13 protein-coding genes are annotated in these 15,075 nt (G+C 72.1%); all 13 read right to left on the reverse strand.

Translation table 11 applies throughout. From position 1 onward, the window contains the following. Window positions 1-117: 117 nt before the first annotated feature. Complete coding sequence (locus tag ACZ5PB_RS29830) at window positions 118-1,455, reverse strand: cytochrome P450 (RefSeq protein WP_468695361.1); 1,338 nt, start codon at window positions 1,453-1,455, stop codon at window positions 118-120. A 39-nt stretch (window positions 1,456-1,494) separates the two neighbouring features. Continuing rightward, window positions 1,495-2,349 carry a class I SAM-dependent methyltransferase gene (locus tag ACZ5PB_RS29835; RefSeq protein WP_468695362.1) on the reverse strand — a complete coding sequence of 285 codons (855 nt, stop codon included), beginning with the start codon at window positions 2,347-2,349 and terminating at the stop codon, window positions 1,495-1,497. Further along, window positions 2,343-3,200 (reverse strand): alpha/beta fold hydrolase, encoded by an 858-nt coding sequence (locus ACZ5PB_RS29840; protein ID WP_468695364.1) that lies wholly within the window; start codon window positions 3,198-3,200, stop codon window positions 2,343-2,345. The genes ACZ5PB_RS29835 and ACZ5PB_RS29840 overlap by 7 nt, the downstream gene beginning before the upstream one ends. After that, a complete protein-coding gene (locus tag ACZ5PB_RS29845; RefSeq protein ID WP_468695366.1) occupies window positions 3,197-3,886 on the reverse strand; it encodes a LysR substrate-binding domain-containing protein in 690 nt (229 codons plus the stop codon). The genes ACZ5PB_RS29840 and ACZ5PB_RS29845 overlap by 4 nt, the downstream gene beginning before the upstream one ends. Then, window positions 3,879-4,622 carry a DUF6182 family protein gene (locus ACZ5PB_RS29850; protein WP_468695367.1) on the reverse strand — a complete coding sequence of 248 codons (744 nt, stop codon included), beginning with the start codon at window positions 4,620-4,622 and terminating at the stop codon, window positions 3,879-3,881. Before ACZ5PB_RS29850 ends, ACZ5PB_RS29845 begins: the two co-directional genes overlap by 8 nt. Next, window positions 4,619-5,785, reverse strand: a complete 1,167-nt coding sequence (locus ACZ5PB_RS29855) for a hypothetical protein (RefSeq protein ID WP_468695369.1) — start codon at window positions 5,783-5,785, stop codon at window positions 4,619-4,621. Before ACZ5PB_RS29855 ends, ACZ5PB_RS29850 begins: the two co-directional genes overlap by 4 nt. Beyond that, window positions 5,782-7,344, reverse strand: a complete 1,563-nt coding sequence (locus ACZ5PB_RS29860; RefSeq protein ID WP_468695371.1) for an FAD-dependent oxidoreductase — start codon at window positions 7,342-7,344, stop codon at window positions 5,782-5,784. The genes ACZ5PB_RS29855 and ACZ5PB_RS29860 overlap by 4 nt, the downstream gene beginning before the upstream one ends. 76 nt (window positions 7,345-7,420) lie before the next feature. Beyond that, window positions 7,421-8,284 (reverse strand): class I SAM-dependent methyltransferase, encoded by an 864-nt coding sequence (locus tag ACZ5PB_RS29865; RefSeq protein ID WP_468695373.1) that lies wholly within the window; start codon window positions 8,282-8,284, stop codon window positions 7,421-7,423. A gap of 197 nt (window positions 8,285-8,481) precedes the next feature. After that, window positions 8,482-10,200: a GH3 auxin-responsive promoter family protein gene (locus ACZ5PB_RS29870; protein WP_468695374.1), complete on the reverse strand. Its 1,719-nt coding sequence runs from the start codon at window positions 10,198-10,200 to the stop codon at window positions 8,482-8,484. After that, window positions 10,187-10,855, reverse strand: a complete 669-nt coding sequence (locus tag ACZ5PB_RS29875; RefSeq protein ID WP_468695376.1) for a dTMP kinase — start codon at window positions 10,853-10,855, stop codon at window positions 10,187-10,189. Before ACZ5PB_RS29875 ends, ACZ5PB_RS29870 begins: the two co-directional genes overlap by 14 nt. A 337-nt stretch (window positions 10,856-11,192) precedes the next feature. Next, window positions 11,193-11,990 (reverse strand): alpha/beta fold hydrolase, encoded by a 798-nt coding sequence (locus tag ACZ5PB_RS29880; protein ID WP_468695377.1) that lies wholly within the window; start codon window positions 11,988-11,990, stop codon window positions 11,193-11,195. Window positions 11,991-12,031: 41 nt separating this feature from the next. Beyond that, window positions 12,032-13,345, reverse strand: coding sequence for an acyltransferase family protein (locus ACZ5PB_RS29885; protein WP_468695378.1), 1,314 nt, complete (start codon window positions 13,343-13,345; stop codon window positions 12,032-12,034). Window positions 13,346-13,814: 469 nt separating this feature from the next. Next, window positions 13,815-15,068: an FG-GAP repeat domain-containing protein gene (locus tag ACZ5PB_RS29890; protein WP_468695379.1), complete on the reverse strand. Its 1,254-nt coding sequence runs from the start codon at window positions 15,066-15,068 to the stop codon at window positions 13,815-13,817. Window positions 15,069-15,075 lie beyond the last annotated feature (7 nt).

A 15,075-nucleotide genomic window follows, 5' to 3' on the forward strand; every position in this document is an offset into this window, starting at 1 on the left:
TTGGGTTGTTGTCGTTCCCTTGGGTGGGGGGGTGGGGGGGGGGGGGGGGGAGGGGGGGGGGGGGGGGGAGGACCCCCTCCCCCCCCCCCCCCCTCCGCCATGCGTCACGTCCTCGTGTCAGGTGCGCGGTGTCACCATCAGGGGCAGGCTGCTGGGGTGCGGCAGGGAACTGTTCATCTCGCGGATCCGGGTGCCCGGGGCGATGCGCAGCCGCCACTGGGTGACCAGGGTGGCCAGGGCCACCACCATGGTGGTCTCGGCCAGGTGCTCGCCGACGCAGCGGTGCGGTCCGGTGCCCCAGGGGAAGTAGGCGCCCCGGGGAAGGTCCTTGCCCAGTGCGGACTCGGTGCGCTCGGGGTCGAACAGGTGGGGCATGTCGTAGGTGCCGGGGTTGCGGTGCATGGCCCGGGGGCTGTAGCCGACCTCGGCGCCGGCCGGGACCTCGATGCCCGCGAGCACGACGTCGTGGCGGGCCCGGCGGGTGAAGAGCATCGGCGAGTGCAGGCGCAGCGTCTCGTCGATGACCTTGCGGGTGTACGTGAGTTCCTGGAGCCGGTCGTAGGTGAGGGGGCGCCCGTCGAGTACCGCGGCGGCCTCCTCGTACAGCCTCTGCTGCACCTCGGGGCGGACGGCCGTCTCGAAGACCGCCCAGGTCAGTGAGGCGCTGGTGGTCTCCAGTCCGGCGAAGAGCATCATGAGCAGCTCGCTGCGGACCTGTTCGTCGGTGTAGGGCAGGCCGGTGTGCGGGTGGGTCGCCCGGAGGATGGCGTCGAGCACGTCGTGGGCGGCGGGGTCGGGGGTGGTCCTGCGCTGCTGGACGAGGGTGTCGATGGTGGCGTGGAAGCGTTGCACCGCGGCCTGGAAGCGGCGGTTGGCGGGGGTGGGCAGGGAGGTCAGGGCGTCGGGGAAGACGGTGCGGGAGATCAGCCTGCGCGCGATCATGAAGAGGGTCTCGCGGATGTCCCGTACGACGTCCTGCCCGAGGTCCGTGGAGAACAGCGCGCGCAGGACGACGGCGGCGACCAGGTCGGACATCTCCTCGTCGGCGGCGACGGGGGTGCCGGGCCGCCAGGCGGCGAAGCGGTTCCGGGCCTCGTCGACGATGTCCTGGCTGTGGTTGCGGACGCTGCGCCGGTTGAAGGCCGGTTTGACGGTGCGGCGCTGGTGTCGGTGGGCCTCGCCGTTGGAGGCGATGAGCGGGCTGCCGAAGTGGCCGGCCAGGCCCTCGAAGAAGCGGCCCCGTTCGAAGGTCTCGGTGTCCACCTGGATGCGGTGGACGAGGGCGGGGTCGTTGGCGAGGTACAGCCCGATGGGGCCGAATCCCACCCGTACCAGGGGGTCGCGGGTCCTGGTGGACTCGAAGAAGGAGAGCGGCTTGCGGAGCAGGGCGGGCGCGTGACCCAGGACGGGGACGCGGCCGGGGGCGGGTGGGCAGGCGGTGAGGGTCGCTGACATGGGCGGGAGGGCTCCTCTTCGGACGGGTGGGGGCGGGTACTACCGGTGGGGGTCCGGGACGGTGCCCGTGGCCAGTACGTTTCCCTCGCTGATGTAGCCGTCCGGGTCGTCCAGGGGGTGGTCGGTGGCGGCGGGGTCGGTGAAGCGGTGCCAGGACGGGTCCAGGCCGAGGGCCAGGGCCTGGTGGGCGAGTTGGGCGCAGGCCGCGGTGTAGAAGTCCCGGGCGACCGGTGCCAGGGGGGCGTGGTGCTCGATCAGGAGGGACTGCTGGGATACGGAGACCAGTCCGGCCCGCTTGAGGTGGCGGGAGAGCTCGCGGGTGCGCAGCAGTTGGCGGGCGTACCCCTGCTGGGTGCCCGCGGCGCGGAAGAAGTCGGCGAACAGGTAGGGGTCGGCGGGGCGTGCGGTGATCAGGTGGGCGTCCAGGTCCTTGACCGCGATGGTTCCGCCGGGGCGTACGACACGGCTCAACTCGCCGAGCGCGGTGGCGAGTTCGTCGTCGTCGAGGTACTGCACGGTGTTGGAGCACCAGGCGGCGTCGAAGGTGTCGTCGGGGAAGGGCAGGGCGTGCAGGCTTGCCTCCCGTACGTCCAGGGGGCAGGGGAGCTGCCAGGTGGCCGCGCGTTCGGCGGCGAGGGCTGCGTTCTCCCGGGCCAGGTCGATGCCGGTGACGCGTCCTTCGGCGCCGACGATCCCGGCCAGGTGCGGGAGGAAGTCGCCGGGGCCGCAGCCCGCGTCCAGGACGTGCTGTCCGGCACGGAACCCGGCGCGTCCCAGGAGTTCCAGGTAGGGCTTCTCGCAGGCGCGGAAGTGGGCGTCGACGATGCCGGCGTCGGTGAAGCCCAGTCCGGTGGACGAGGTGTATCCCCAGTCCCGGTGGTCCTCGGTCAGCATGCGGTGGCTTCCTTCGTGGCGGGGGCGGGGTGGCGGGCGTCGTCGTGGTCCTGGGTGCGGTCGACCTGGTCGAGGAGGTCGAGGAGGGTCCGGGTGACGTCCCGGGGTGCTTCCAGGGGCTGGAGGTGGCCGGTGCGCGGGAGGGTGATCAGGCGCCCGTACGGCAGGGTGTCCGCCACGTGGGCGGACTCCTCGGCGGTGACCAGGGCGTCCTCGGCTCCGGCGACCACCACGGCGGGCACCCGTGCGGTGCGCAGTACGTCGGTGGCGTCCGGCCGGTCGGCGATGGCCCGCTGTGCCCAGGCCAGCGCGGCGGGGTCGGCGGCGTGCGCGTCCGTGAGGACCCGGTCCAGGAGTCCGGGGTGTTCGGTGCGGGTGGTGGCGCCCAGCAGCAGGGGGGTGACCTTCTCGACGAGGGCCCGGTGGTGCTGTTCGTCTTGGACGAGTTGGGCGAACTGCCGCCGCTGGGCGGCCGCTTCGGGGCTGTCGGCACCCGCGCGGGCCGACAGCAGGGCCAGGCCGGCCACCCGCTCGGGGTGGCGGCGCAGGAACGCCATGGCCACGTATCCGCCCATCGACGATCCGGCCAGCACCGCACGCTGGACGCGTTGTGCGTCCAGCGTGCGGGCGAGGTCGTCGGCCACCACGTCCAGCGAGGGGGGCGCGCTGCCCAGCGGCGTACCGCCGAAGCCCCGTTGGTCGAACGCGAGGACCTGGTGTCCGGCCGCACGCAGGGCGTCGCGCTGCGCGTCCCACATGGAGGCGTGCAGGGACAGTGCGTGCAGCAGGACGACGGGGGTGTGCTGTTCGGGGGTACGTGGCTCGGGGGTACGCGGCTCGGGGGTGCTCATCGGAGGGCCGCCGCCGGGCCCGCGGATTCGGCCGCCGCTTCGGCCGCTGCTTCTGCCGCCGCGATGAAGTGGGCGACGTGGGAGGGGAGTTCGCCGCGCCGCCATGCCACGGTGACCGGTGCGGGCGGCAGGTCGTGGATGGGGACGACGCGGATGGCCGGCGGGGCGACGTCGGCCAGCGAGAGCAGCGAGATGTGGATGGCCTTGCCGGATGCCACCAGGCGCATCATGTCGGGGATGGCGGCGACGTGCTGGTTGCGGCGGACCAGACGGCCCGCCGGGGTGCGCGGCGGTACGACCTCGTCCCAGACGTAGGCAGGGAAGTTGCCGGGCCGCGCGAAGGTGTCGTAGTCGGCGAGGTCCTCGATGGACACCGATGTCCGGGCGGCGAGCGGGTGGTCGGCGGCGACGACGGCGGCGCGGGCGTCGTGGGCCAGGGTCCGGCCGGCCACCAGGTCGGGTTCGCGGAGCCCGAACTTGATGATCATGAGGTCGAGTTCGCCGGACCGTACGCCGCGGAACGGGTCGGCGACGTCGTACTCGCTCAGTGCGACGGCGGACTCCTCCCAGCCTGCCGACCGGGCGATGTCGGAGGCGACCGCGCTGGAACCGTGGTAGCCGAACCGGATGGTGGGCGTGGCCCGCAGGGTGCGGGTGAGCGTGGGGGTGGGGGTCGGGTCAGGCAACGAGGACCTCCTCGGTCAGCCCGGCGGCGGCCCTGAGCCGGCCGGGGAGTTGGGGTTCGGTGACGACGCGCACCCCTGCCAGCGGGGCGGGCAGTCCGGCGATGCGGGGCACCTGTCGCAGCAGGAGCCGGTCGCCGGGAGCGATCAGTCCGTCCAGGACCGCTTCGGTGATCACGTGGTTGAGGTGCACCAGGGCTTCGGCGACGGTGCATCCGGCGGTGGCGACGCAGAGCACGCGGCAGCGGCTCCGGGGGCCGCGCGCCGGGGTGCCGCCGGGGACCTCGATGAGGGTGTCCGGGCGGGCCGGGAGCGCGATGGGGCCCTGGAACAGTTTCAGCAGCCGTCGCAGTGCGGCGGTCTGCGGGGCCTCGGCGGGGCTGGTCCAGGCGGCGGACCGGTCCTCGGCGACGTACGCGAAAGAGAACCGGTCGCGCAGGTGCGCCGGGTTTCCGGCCAGGAAGACGGTCCGGGTGAAGGCGGTGCGCCAGGCCGCGCCCTGCTCCGGTGTCAGGCTCAGGCCGAACGCGCAGGTGTCGCGCACCCAGCGGGCGAGGTCGAGGTCCCGGAGGACCACGGTGGCCAGGGTGGTCAGGGCCGCGTCCTCGGCGGCGATGTCGGCCTGGGCGGCCAGCAGTCCGTCCAGCGAGTCCAGGTCGTGGCGGCCCGCGAGGTCGGGCCGGGCGCCCTGGATGCGCGACGCGGCCCGCTCGCGCAGTCCGAGTTGGGTGAGGGTCACAGGAACACCTCCCTGAGCAGGTCGAGGGCGGGTGCCGCGCGCCGTTTGCCGAGGAGTCCCGAGGTGAGCCGGTAGGGGTCGACGTACAGGTGGTCCTTGCGGTGGGACGCGAGGCGTGCGCCGAGCGGGCCCGGCACGTCGAGGTCCGCCGAGTCGAGCAGCCTGCGGGCCCGTTTGAGGCTCTGGTGCAGCAGGTCGGCGCGGAAGGACTGCTGCTGGCCGGGGCCCAGTACGGCGACGAAGTACAGCCGCATGCCCAGGTGTACGGTCTGCGGGTCGTGCTCCGCGTACGCGGCGTCCAGGAGCGCCGCGGCCTGGAGGTCCGGCAGGCCGCCGTGCCGCGCGGAGAGGATCTTTCCGTCGATGGGTACGCGGCCCAGGCTGACCCGGCGGACCCGGGGGCCCAGCGCTGTCAGGACCCGTTCGAGCAGCTGGTAGTCGGGGTCGAGCTCGCTGTCGTACAGGAGCACCACCTCGTCGAAGTCCGGTGCCAGCGGCAGCAGTTCACGCAGGGCGCAGGCCAGGTAGTTGGGGCGGCCGTCGGCGGTGACGAGCTGGCGCAGCGGGAGGCCGTAACGGGTGAGGTCCAGGTAGACGGGGCCGCCGACGGAGCGCTGGTCGAGACACATGCCGAGTTCGGCGAGGCGGTGGAGGGCGGGTTCCAGTTCCAGTCCTGGTGGCTGGTACGCCTGGAGTCCGGGGTCGTGCAGGCCCAGGGCGCGGTAGTGCTGGGCCCAGAGTTCCAGCACCCGGGCACCGGCGGGGTGCACCCAGCCCCGGGCGGCGGCTTCCGCGTAGGGGCGCAGCGCGGGGGCGGGTGCGCGGGGCGCGGCGCGGAAGGCGACGTACAGGTCGCCGATCCGGTGCTCGGTGAGGTCGTCGTAGTCGGTGTCGCCGCGGGTGCGGTCGAGGAACTCCCAGAAGCCGAGGGTCTGTTCGGTGGGGTGGTAGGTGGTGTGGCTGTAGCGGTAGGTGACGTCCGCGAGGGCGCAGGTGGCCCGGTACATGACGTCGGTCCACAGCAGTCCCTTGAGGTGGCTGGGGGTCAGGGGTTTGGACGGGGTGATGGTGATGGGGGCCAGGAGGACCTTGGGGCGGGGGGCGGTCGGGGGGTTCTCCGGGCGGGGGTGGGTGAGGGGCAGGTTCAGGGTCAGGGTCGTCACACGAGGACTCCTTCCGCTTCCCTTGCCGCTTGTGTTTCCGCTTGCGTTTCCGCCTGCATTTCGGCTCGCGTTGCCGCTTCGGTTGCCGCTTCCGTGACGCGGCGCAGGAGTTCCTGCCGGGACGGTGGCAGCAGGTGGGGGTCGGGCGCGGCTGCGGGGCCCGCCCGTTCCACCCGGGCGAGGAACGCCTCGTCGCCGAGTACTTCCGCGGGGACGCTGAGCGTCATGAGCATCCGCATCAGGCCGCGCCACACGGTGGCGTCGTGCTCGGCGGCGCCCGCCACCTCCTCGATGGTCGGCAGCGCGCCCTTCGGCCTGCCCGGGAGGGGGGCCGGAGTGCCGTGGACCGCGGCCTTCCAGCGGGCGATGCGCATCCGGTCGGAGGCCACCGACTGGGCGTACCAGGGCAGGAAGTGCTCCTGGGTCATCCGGGCGACGGCCTGCCGCTGGGCGTAGTCGACGGACGGCTGTTCGGCCAGCAAGTCGGCGAGGGCGAAGGCGTGGGACAGGGCCAGTGACATGCCCCGGCCGAACAGGGGGTTGGTGATGCAGGCCGCGTCGCCGACCGGGAAGAGTCCGGCGACCGGGCACTGGAGCGGTCCCGCGGTGCCCCACAGGGTGTTGGGCGGGCTGGTGATCGCGTGGACGGGCGAGATCGGTTCGCTGACGTCGGGGTCCAGCCAGGGCTGGAGTCCGGGGGTGGCACGTGCTGCCGCGGTGAATCCCGCGCGGGTGTTCAGGCCGTGCAGTGCGCGGTCGCCGGGGAGGGTGGCGAGGGCGATGGAGAAGGTGTCGTTGTCGCCGGGGTGCAGGACGCCGGCGTAGTGGCTGTAGATGCCGCCCACCGCGTTGCCGCGGTTGACGGGGCCGGGCAGGGTGCTGCCCTTGAGCCGGTAGAAGCGGGTGTGGCCGGCGAGTCCGGAGGGGCTGGTCCAGTTCGCGGCGAGCAGGATGCCCTCGTTGCGCAGCCAGGTGCGGGACAGGGCCCGGCGGCCGGTGGCGTCGACGACGATGTCGGCGGGGATGCGCTCGCCCGTGCCGGTGACGACGGCGCGTACCCGGCGGGCGGCGAGTTCGAGCCTGGCCACCGTGGTGTCGTGCCGTATCTCCACCCCGGGGAGCTCGCGGACCGCCCGGTGCAGGATCAGTTCGAGGGTGGAGCGGCGGATGCCGAGTGCGACGAGTTCGTCGTCGCCGGGCCGGGGCGCGCGGTCGGTGACGGCGGCGGGGAGGGCGTCGGTGAGGTGGAGGGTGGGTGCCGAGGCGGCGCGGGCGGCGGCCAGGATCTGCGGGGCCCGCTCGCGCAGCACCTTCACGCCGAGCGAGGTGAGGGTGTGCGAGTGCACGCCCTGCGGGACGGTGGGGCGCTCCCAGCGGCCTGCCGCTTCGGCGAGGGACCACCGCGGGGGTTCGGGGGCGCGTTCGAGGACCAGCACCCGGTAGCCGATGCGGGACAGGGCGAGTGCGGTGGCGAGGCCGGCGATGCTGCCGCCGGCGACTACTGCGGTCGGCGTGGCTTTGGCGGGCGTGGTTGTGGTCGGCATGGCTGTGGTCGGCATGGCTTTGGTCGGCCCAGCTGTGGTCGGCATGGCTTTGGTCGGCCCAGCTGTGGTCGGCATGGCTGTGGTCGGCATGTCAGCGTCGCCGTCCGTGGACGAAGAACACCCTGCGTACGTTCTTCTCGCTGCGCGGCGGGACCGGGTCGGGCCAGCGGCCGAAGTCGGCGCCCTCCTCGCCCGGTTGGGCCGCCTGTACGTCGTACCCGTAGGTGTCGAAGAGGGCTTCGGGCTCGTCGGTGCCGAACAGCCAGGGGCAGCCCCAGCCCTCGAACACGTCGAGCAGGCCCCGCATGTGAGGGAGCGTCAGGGCGGCGGAGTTGACGATGTCGGCGGCGATGCGGCTGCCGGGGGCGGAGATCGCCGCGATCCGGCGGAGGATGCGGTGGGTGTCGGCCTCGGGGATGTAGTACAGCAGCCCTTCGAGGAGCCAGGTGGAGGGGACGGTGGGGTCGTAACCGGCTGCCTGGAGGCGGTCCTCCCAGTCGGGTTCGGTGAGGTCGACGGCGACCTTGCGGTGGTCCGTGCGCGGCGGGGTGTCGCCGAGGCGCTCGTCCTTGTACGCGAGGACGGCCGGGCGGTCGACCTCGTACCAGCGCACCCGGTCCGGCCAGTCGAGGCGGTAGGCGCGCGAGTCCATGCCGGCGGGGGCCAGCACGATCTGGGTGGTCTGGGGGTCGCGGGCGGCCTCCTGGAGGTAGTCGTCGAAGAAGCGGGTGCGGATGGCGTTGTAGTCGGGGGTGCTGGGGAGGGTGCGCTCTCCGTCGGGCGGGAAGGTCGCGGTGCGGACCTCGGCGAGGAGCTCGGGGCCGATGTCGCCGGCCAGGGCGGCGGCGATCGGGTCCTCGTAGAGGCGGTCGGGGCGGCGGGTTTCGGCGGCGCGGAGGGCGGCGGTGAGGAGGGCGGTGCGTTCGACTGCGTCGAGGGTGGTGGGGGTGGTCATGGGTGGGCCTTTCTGGTCTGGGGTTGGTTGCGGTGGGCGGGGCGCCGGGGGCGGGGGTGTGGGGCCATGGCGGAGGTGGGGCGGGGGCGGGGGGTTCGGCTCCGCCGGGGGCCGCCCCCTTGCCCGCCCGTTCCGCCCCCGGGGGGCGGCCCCGCCGCCCAAGGTGGCTCGGCGCGCGGCCTCGCCGACCGAGGGGGCTAGGGGGTGGGGGAATCAGGGGTGGTGAGGGGGGACCAGTGGGTGGGGTCTTGGCGGAAGAGGCGGTCTTTGATTTGGGTGGGGCGGATTCCGCTTTCGAGCCGGGTGTGCCAGTCGCGCAGGAAGGCTTCCGGGTCCAGGCGGCGCAGAGTGGGGGCGCCGAGGAGCCCCCGGGAGCGTGCCGTGCGGTAGCCGGGCGACTCGTGCTGGAGTCCCCGGTCGAGGTGGGCGGTGAAGCGGTCGGTCTCGTCCTGGCTCCACGGGGTACGGACGGCGACGGCGAACTCGTAGGCGGCGAGGCCTCGTTCGGGGGCCCTTTGTCCGGGGGCGCTCTGTTCTGCGGTGGCCACGCGGCAGGCGGCGTTGTGCATTTCCAGTCCTGTGGCGTCCTGGGCGTGTTGCAGGGCTCTGATCACCTGGGCGTCGCGGAGCCTTTCGCCGGCGTGGTCCGAGAGGGTGCTGCGGCCCGCGTAGGCGAGGCGCGGTACGCCGTCCTGGTGGTCGGCCACGCGGACGACGTCGCCGACCGCGTACCGGTAGAGCCCGCCGACGTGGCTGAAGACGACGTGGTAGTCGCGGCCCGCTTCGAGTTCGTGCGGCAGCAGGGTGGCCGTGCCGGGGGTGAGGTCCTGGTCGGCGTCGGCGAATTCGTACACCGAGGCGGTGACCACCAGGCTGCCCGCGGTGGGGTGCCGGTCGAGGGCGACGCCGGTGGGGCCCTCGGACGCGGCCACGGGTGCCGGAAGGACCGTCACTCCGGGCCCGAACTCCTCCCGCAGTCTGGGCAGGTAGAGCGAGGCGAGCCCGGTCGTCCAGCAGAACAGGGCCCGGATCCGGGGCCAGACGTGGGCCGGCCTGACGGTGCCGTGTCGCCGGGCGAGCTGTTCGAGCTCGGCGGCCCGCGCGGGGTTGGGGGTGCCGTACGGCAGGCCGCCCAGGGTGCCGTCGCGGACCTCCTTGAGGATGCGGTCCCACCACAGGTTCAGCTGGTACGGCAGGGCAGCGACCATCGCCGGGTTGATCCCGATGACGCAGCGGACGTCGCTCTCCACCGCGAGCCGCAGGCGCAGGTACGTCTTCTCCAGGTGCTGGTCCGCCGCCACCTGTACGGGCAACCGTGCCCAGGGGGCCCCGGTGCCGGGCTCCGCGGAGAGCGGCTCGCCGAAGGCCGTGCCGAAGTCGACCTGGCTGGCGCCGACGTGCGGTTTGCCGGACGCGGTGGTGGGCGGGGCGCTGAGCGGGTCGTGCTTGAGGTTGAGCACCGCTCCGGGCGTGGACAGGACGTCGGGGAAGTGCTCGATGAGGGGTGCCCAGGCGGCGAAGTAGAACGGGAAGAAGGAGGTGCGCATGAAGCGGGGCGTCACCGGGATCTTCTTGTGCGCGCCGGTGCTGCCGCTGCTGGTGAAGAAGACGGCGGGGCGGTCCGCGGTCAGGACGTTGTTCTCGCCCGCGGCGGCACGCTCGATCCAGGGTTCGAGGTCGGCGTACGTCTGGATCGGTACCGCGTCGCGGTAGTCGTCCAGGGTGCGGACGCGGGCGAAGCCGTGCCGCGTTCCGTAGTCCGTGCCGGCGTTGAAGTCGAGCAGGTCGTGCAGGACGCGGTCCTGCTGGGCGGCCGGGTCGGCGAAGGCGCCGCGCAGGGCGTCGCGTTCGGCGAAGACCCGTTCCCGGTAGGCCCGCAGCCGGGCAGGGTCGCTCCACGCTTCAGCCGAGGTCATGGGTGAGTGCCTCTCGTATCGCCGCCGCGGTGTGCTGGGGGTGCTCCACCGCGTCGATCACGGTCACGGGGAGGTCCTGGATCTCGTCGCGGAGGGTTTTGGCCAGGTCGTTCTGGTAGCGGCGGAAGCCGTCCCACTCGGGGCTCGGTCCGTAGTGTTCGAGCAGGTTCAGCTCGGCGCCCCGTCTGCTGCGGCGCCAGGCGATCTCCGGGGGTACGTCGAGGTAGACGACCCGGCGCGGCCGGGGGAACGTACGCCACCAGTCGAACAGGGCGCTGTCGGGGGCGCCTGCGAGGCGGCACTTGGCGAGGAGCTTGTAGTAGTACGAGTCGATGACCGCGGGCGTCCGGGGGTCGCCGCGCAGGAGTTCGTCGCGGAGGTGCACGGCGGCGGTCTGCAGCAGCGTGGTGAGGAACTCGGGCGACCAGGCGCCCGGGTGGGGGGCCACTTCCTTCACCACGTCCCGGCGCAGCTGCCCGATGAGCCGGTGCTCCGGGGCGAGGCGGTCGGTGTCGACCGAGAGGTAGCGCCAGTGCGGTGCCAGCTTGGCCAGGCGGGCCAGTGCGGAGGACTTGCCCGCGTAGTCGGGGCCGAGGAGCACGGCGAACGGCGGGTGTCCGGCGTTCGCCTGGCCGTCGGGTCCGGGTACGGGCACGGGTACGGTTCCGGGTCCGCGGGCTTCGCTCGCCGGGTGTTGCGGTGTGGCGCTGCGGTGACCGGCCATGGTGGTGCACCCCCTGGAGTGTGGGCCGACCGTGGCGTGGGCCGGTCGGCCGGCGGCTGCGTACAGCGACCGATATTAGGTAGCGACCGTTCGGTTTCACGTGGTTGCGGCGGGGGTGGCCACGACACTGGCAACTCGCCCAAGAAGAGCGGGCGTTGGGGCCGGGCGGGGGCTGGGCGACACAACGCCGGAGGGGCCCGCGGCTGGTTGCCGCGGGCCCCTCCGGGAGTGCCAGGTACTGGGGGTACTAGGTGCTAGGCACTAGGTACTAGCTGAGGAACTCGGTGATCAGGCCGGCCAGTTCGCCGGGGTTCTCGAAGGGGATGTTGTGTCCGCCGTCGATCTCGGCGTAACGGCTGCCGGCGATGCCGGTGTGCAGGTCACGGGAGTGCGCGATCGGGATCACCTGGTCCTGGCGGGCCCCGATCACGAGTGTTGGCGCTCGGATCTCGGCCAGTTTGTTGTGTATGTCGACCGTGATGTCCAGATCTATCTGGCGGCGGGCCCCTTCGGTGGGCAGGGCCGATGCCGCCAGTTTCGCGATCTGCTCGGGAGCCAGTCCTGAGAGGTGGCCGGGGGCCAGGGACAGCAGGGTGATGAACTCGCCGTAGGCCTGCGGGTCGAGGTCGGCCAGGCGCCGCCACAGACCGAGGGCCAGTTGCTGGCGCGGATCGTCGTTGCGGGCCCAACCACCCACCAGGACAAGGCGGTTCACCAGGTGGGGGTGGTCCGCCGCGAGGGCGGCGGCGATGACCGCGCCCAGGGAGGCGCCGACGACATCCAGCGGGGCACTGTCGTTCCCCGTGCTGTCGCTCTCGGCTTGTGCGACGGCGGCGATCTGGTCGACCAGGTGGTCGAGGGTGAGGGTTCCGCCGGGCGGCAGTGCGGTGAGGCCGCTGCCCGCGTAGTCGGGGGTGATGACGGTGTGGCGGTCGGTGAAGTACGGGCGCAGGCCGGCGAAGTTGGCTTCGGAGTCGGCGGTGGAGCCGTGGACGAGGAGCAGGCCGGGGCCGGTGCCGTTCTTTCGGTAGTGGACCTGTGTGTCTGCGACTTGGAGGGTCGGCATGGGGGCTGTGCTCCATTCTGCTGGGGGGGTGGCTGAGGCGGTCAGAGGGAGGGGAGGCCGGCCAGGGCCTTGTCCTGCGCCTTCGAAACGGCCGGGTCGGCCGGGTCGATCGGGTCGGCCGGGGTGCTTTCCGTCGCGTGAACGGTGGCGACGGGTGCCGCCTGCTCGGGGGTGGACGGTGCGACGGCGGTACGGGGCTTCCGGCTGCGGGCCCAGCGGCGCATCGCGGGCATTTCCACGAAGCGGTAGAGGAGCCAGCCGCCGAGGAGGGAGGCGGCGAAGAAGAGGGCGATCACGGCGATCGAGACGGGGACGCTGTAGGTGTTCGCGCCGAGCAGGGAGCGCAAGTAGAAGATCGTGACGCCCTGGACGAGGTAGAAGCCGAAGGAGATCTCGCCGAGCCACTGCATGACCGGGCCCCGCAGACGGGTCCTGCGGCCGTCGACGTCGGCGGCGGCCACGGCGCTGATCAGCGCGCCGACCGGGATGATCGTGGCGACCACGAAGCCGTACTGGAAGGGCAGGACCAGCGCGGCGGCGTAACCGACGGCGGTCAGGACCAGGGAGAAGCCGATGCCGATGCGGCGCGGCCAGTTGCCGGACAGGACGATGCGGGCGAGCAGGATGCCGAGGGCGAACTCGAAGACGCGGCCGGGCGGGAAGAGGTAGCCGAACCAGAACTGCATGTCGGAGATCGGGGTGATGGCCGACTTCGGGGAGTCGGAGACCAGGTAGGTCGAGATGAGCTGGACGGCGACCATGCCGAGGACCATGACGCCGGACCAGGCCCACAGGGCCTTCTGGGCGATCTTGCGGATCGGGACGATGAGCAGCGGGAAGAGCAAGTAGAACAGCAGCTCGCTGCCCAGGGACCAGCTCGGCGGGTTGACGCTGAGGTTGATGCCGGGCTGCGGGAAGAACGTGTGCAGCAGGAACAGGTTGGGGAGCCAGTCGGCGATGCCGGACACCGCGGCGCCGGCGAAGAGGATCATCGAGGCGGCGAACACCACCAGGTGGTTGGGGAAGATCTTGAGCATCCGGCGGCGCCAGAACGAGGTGACCTTCTCACCGGGCTTCGCGGCCCAGGCGAGGACGAATCCGCTGAGTACGAAGAAGAAGGAGACTCCCAGGTAGCCGGCCTTGCTGAAGGCGGCCTCGAAGAGGTTGGCCAGTCCCCCGTCGGCGAAGGGGTTGATGGGGGCGTTCGGCGGGATCGGGGAGTCCATCAGGGAGGAGTGGAAGAAGAAGACGAGCAGCGCGGCGAAGAACCGGAGACCGGTGAGGGAGGGAAGCTTCGGCGGCTTGGTCGCTGTCGCTCCGGATGGGCTGGGGGCGGTACGTATGGTCGTGGACATGACAGGAGTGGCCTTCTGAGTCGGTGAAGCGGCGGGAGGTACGGCGGGTGGGGTGGCGCGGGGCGGGTGACGCTGCGGGGGGCGGAGGCCGGCAGGAGCGGGAGGGGCGGGGCCCTTCGGGACCTGAGGTGCGTGACGGGCCGGAGGTGGACCGAGGTGGAGGCCCACCGAGGGGGGAAGTCCACCGAGTCGGGAGCCTGTCGGGCCGGGCCGTTGGGGCGGGCGCACTTGGGGCGGGAGCCCGTTGAGGCAGGAGCCCGTCGGGGCGGAGATCCGCCAGGGCTGAGGCCTAGCGAGAGTGGGGCCCGCTGAGGCGGAGGCCACCAAGGGCGGAGGCCCTTGAAGTGGTGGGTCCTTGAAGCGGAGGGCGCTTGGGGCGGACGGGCCTTGAAGCGGAAGGCTTGAAGCGGAGGGTCCTTGGGGCGGAGGGGGCGGCTTTGGTGGGGCCGCCCCCGGTCCCGGGCCGGGGTTACTGCACGTCCGTTTCGTTGCGGTAGAGCATGAGCTTGGCGTCCTTGGCCACGTAGTAGTTCTGGACCGAGTAGGCGATCGTGGCGAAGTCGAGGCGGCCGTCGCCGTTGAAGTCCGCGGTGGCGATGCGGGCGACGGACTCGTCGGAGACCCGCCACTTGGCCCAGACGCCGTTCTTCATGTCGATGGCCTTGTAGTACATGACGCCCTGCCACGGCCACGGCCCCCGCAGCGCGACCAGGAACTCGTCCTCCCCGTCGCCGTCGAAGTCGGCGGTCACGATCTGGTGGCCCGGTCCCTCGCCGTTCTCGTTGGGGTCGCCGTAGACGTCCAGCAGTACGCGGTTCCACTCGACGTCCTCGGGGGCGCCGTCGGTGGCCTTGGTGTAGACGGCCACGGTGTTGCCGTGGAAGGGCTCGACGGCGGCGACGTACGCCATCGGGTCGTCGCCGACCCGGCCGACGTTCAGGTCACCGCTGCCGCGGAAGCCGGTCTGCTCGAACTGGGTCAGTTCGCCGGTGCCGATCAGCTTGCGGATCCACTCCTTCTTCGCGTCGTCCCAGAACAGCCAGGTGACGCCTTCGTCTGAGGCGAGCAGCATCGAGTCGCGGTCCGAGCCGGGGATCAGGCCCTTCTTCTTCTCGGCTCCGTGGATCATGCGGAAGTGGTTGTCGTCGATGACCGTCATCGGCCACTCCTCGGCGGCGTGGACGTCGTCGGGCTGGGTGAACATGACCACCGGCAGCACCGCGTGGACGTCCTCCTTGGCGACGATCGGCAGGCCGATGATCTCCAGGCGTTCGGTCTGGGTGAAGTGGCCGACCCGCAGCCGGTGCATTCCGGTGGCGCGGCCGATGTAGTGGCGCTTCCAGCGCGACTCGTCCTTGTCGGGGCTGCCCGGGTTCTCCAGCCAGTCGATCTTGCCGCCGGCTGTGTTGGCGTCGTGGATGGTGCCGATCGGGCCGTAGAGGTCGTAGCAGACGATGATGTCCGGGTGGCCGTTGCCGCTGACGTCGGCGTAGTCCGCGCCGACCGGCATCTTGATCTTGTCGGCGACCAGGTGCTTCGTCCACTTGTCGTCGTTCTGGTACCAGTAGATCTCGCCGAGGCGCAGACCGTAGCCGAAGAGGTCCGGCTTGTTGTCGTTGTCGATGTCCGGGGCCTCCAGCCAGTACCCGTCGCGGAGTTGGTCGGCGACGACCTCCGGCGTGAACTTGGGGGCGCGGAAGGTGGCGAGGTCGTTGTTCGGCATGGTCTTC

The sequence above is a fragment of the Streptomyces sp. NPDC032721 genome (genome assembly GCF_055579625.1).

What these genes read in the sequence shown, in the direction of transcription:
- ACZ5PB_RS29830 (WP_468695361.1), bottom strand. Translation starts at nt 1,455, where the DNA reads ATGTCAGCGACCCTCACCGCCTGCCCACCCGCCCCCGGCCGCGTCCCC.
- ACZ5PB_RS29835 (WP_468695362.1), bottom strand. Translation starts at nt 2,349, where the DNA reads ATGCTGACCGAGGACCACCGGGACTGGGGATACACCTCGTCCACCGGA.
- ACZ5PB_RS29840 (WP_468695364.1), bottom strand. Translation starts at nt 3,200, where the DNA reads ATGAGCACCCCCGAGCCGCGTACCCCCGAGCCACGTACCCCCGAACAG.
- ACZ5PB_RS29860 (WP_468695371.1), bottom strand. Translation starts at nt 7,344, where the DNA reads ATGCCGACCACAGCCATGCCGACCACAACCACGCCCGCCAAAGCCACG.
- ACZ5PB_RS29865 (WP_468695373.1), bottom strand. Translation starts at nt 8,284, where the DNA reads ATGACCACCCCCACCACCCTCGACGCAGTCGAACGCACCGCCCTCCTC.
- ACZ5PB_RS29870 (WP_468695374.1), bottom strand. Translation starts at nt 10,200, where the DNA reads ATGACCTCGGCTGAAGCGTGGAGCGACCCTGCCCGGCTGCGGGCCTAC.
- ACZ5PB_RS29880 (WP_468695377.1), bottom strand. Translation starts at nt 11,990, where the DNA reads ATGCCGACCCTCCAAGTCGCAGACACACAGGTCCACTACCGAAAGAAC.
- ACZ5PB_RS29885 (WP_468695378.1), bottom strand. Translation starts at nt 13,345, where the DNA reads ATGTCCACGACCATACGTACCGCCCCCAGCCCATCCGGAGCGACAGCG.
- ACZ5PB_RS29890 (WP_468695379.1), bottom strand. Translation starts at nt 15,068, where the DNA reads ATGCCGAACAACGACCTCGCCACCTTCCGCGCCCCCAAGTTCACGCCG.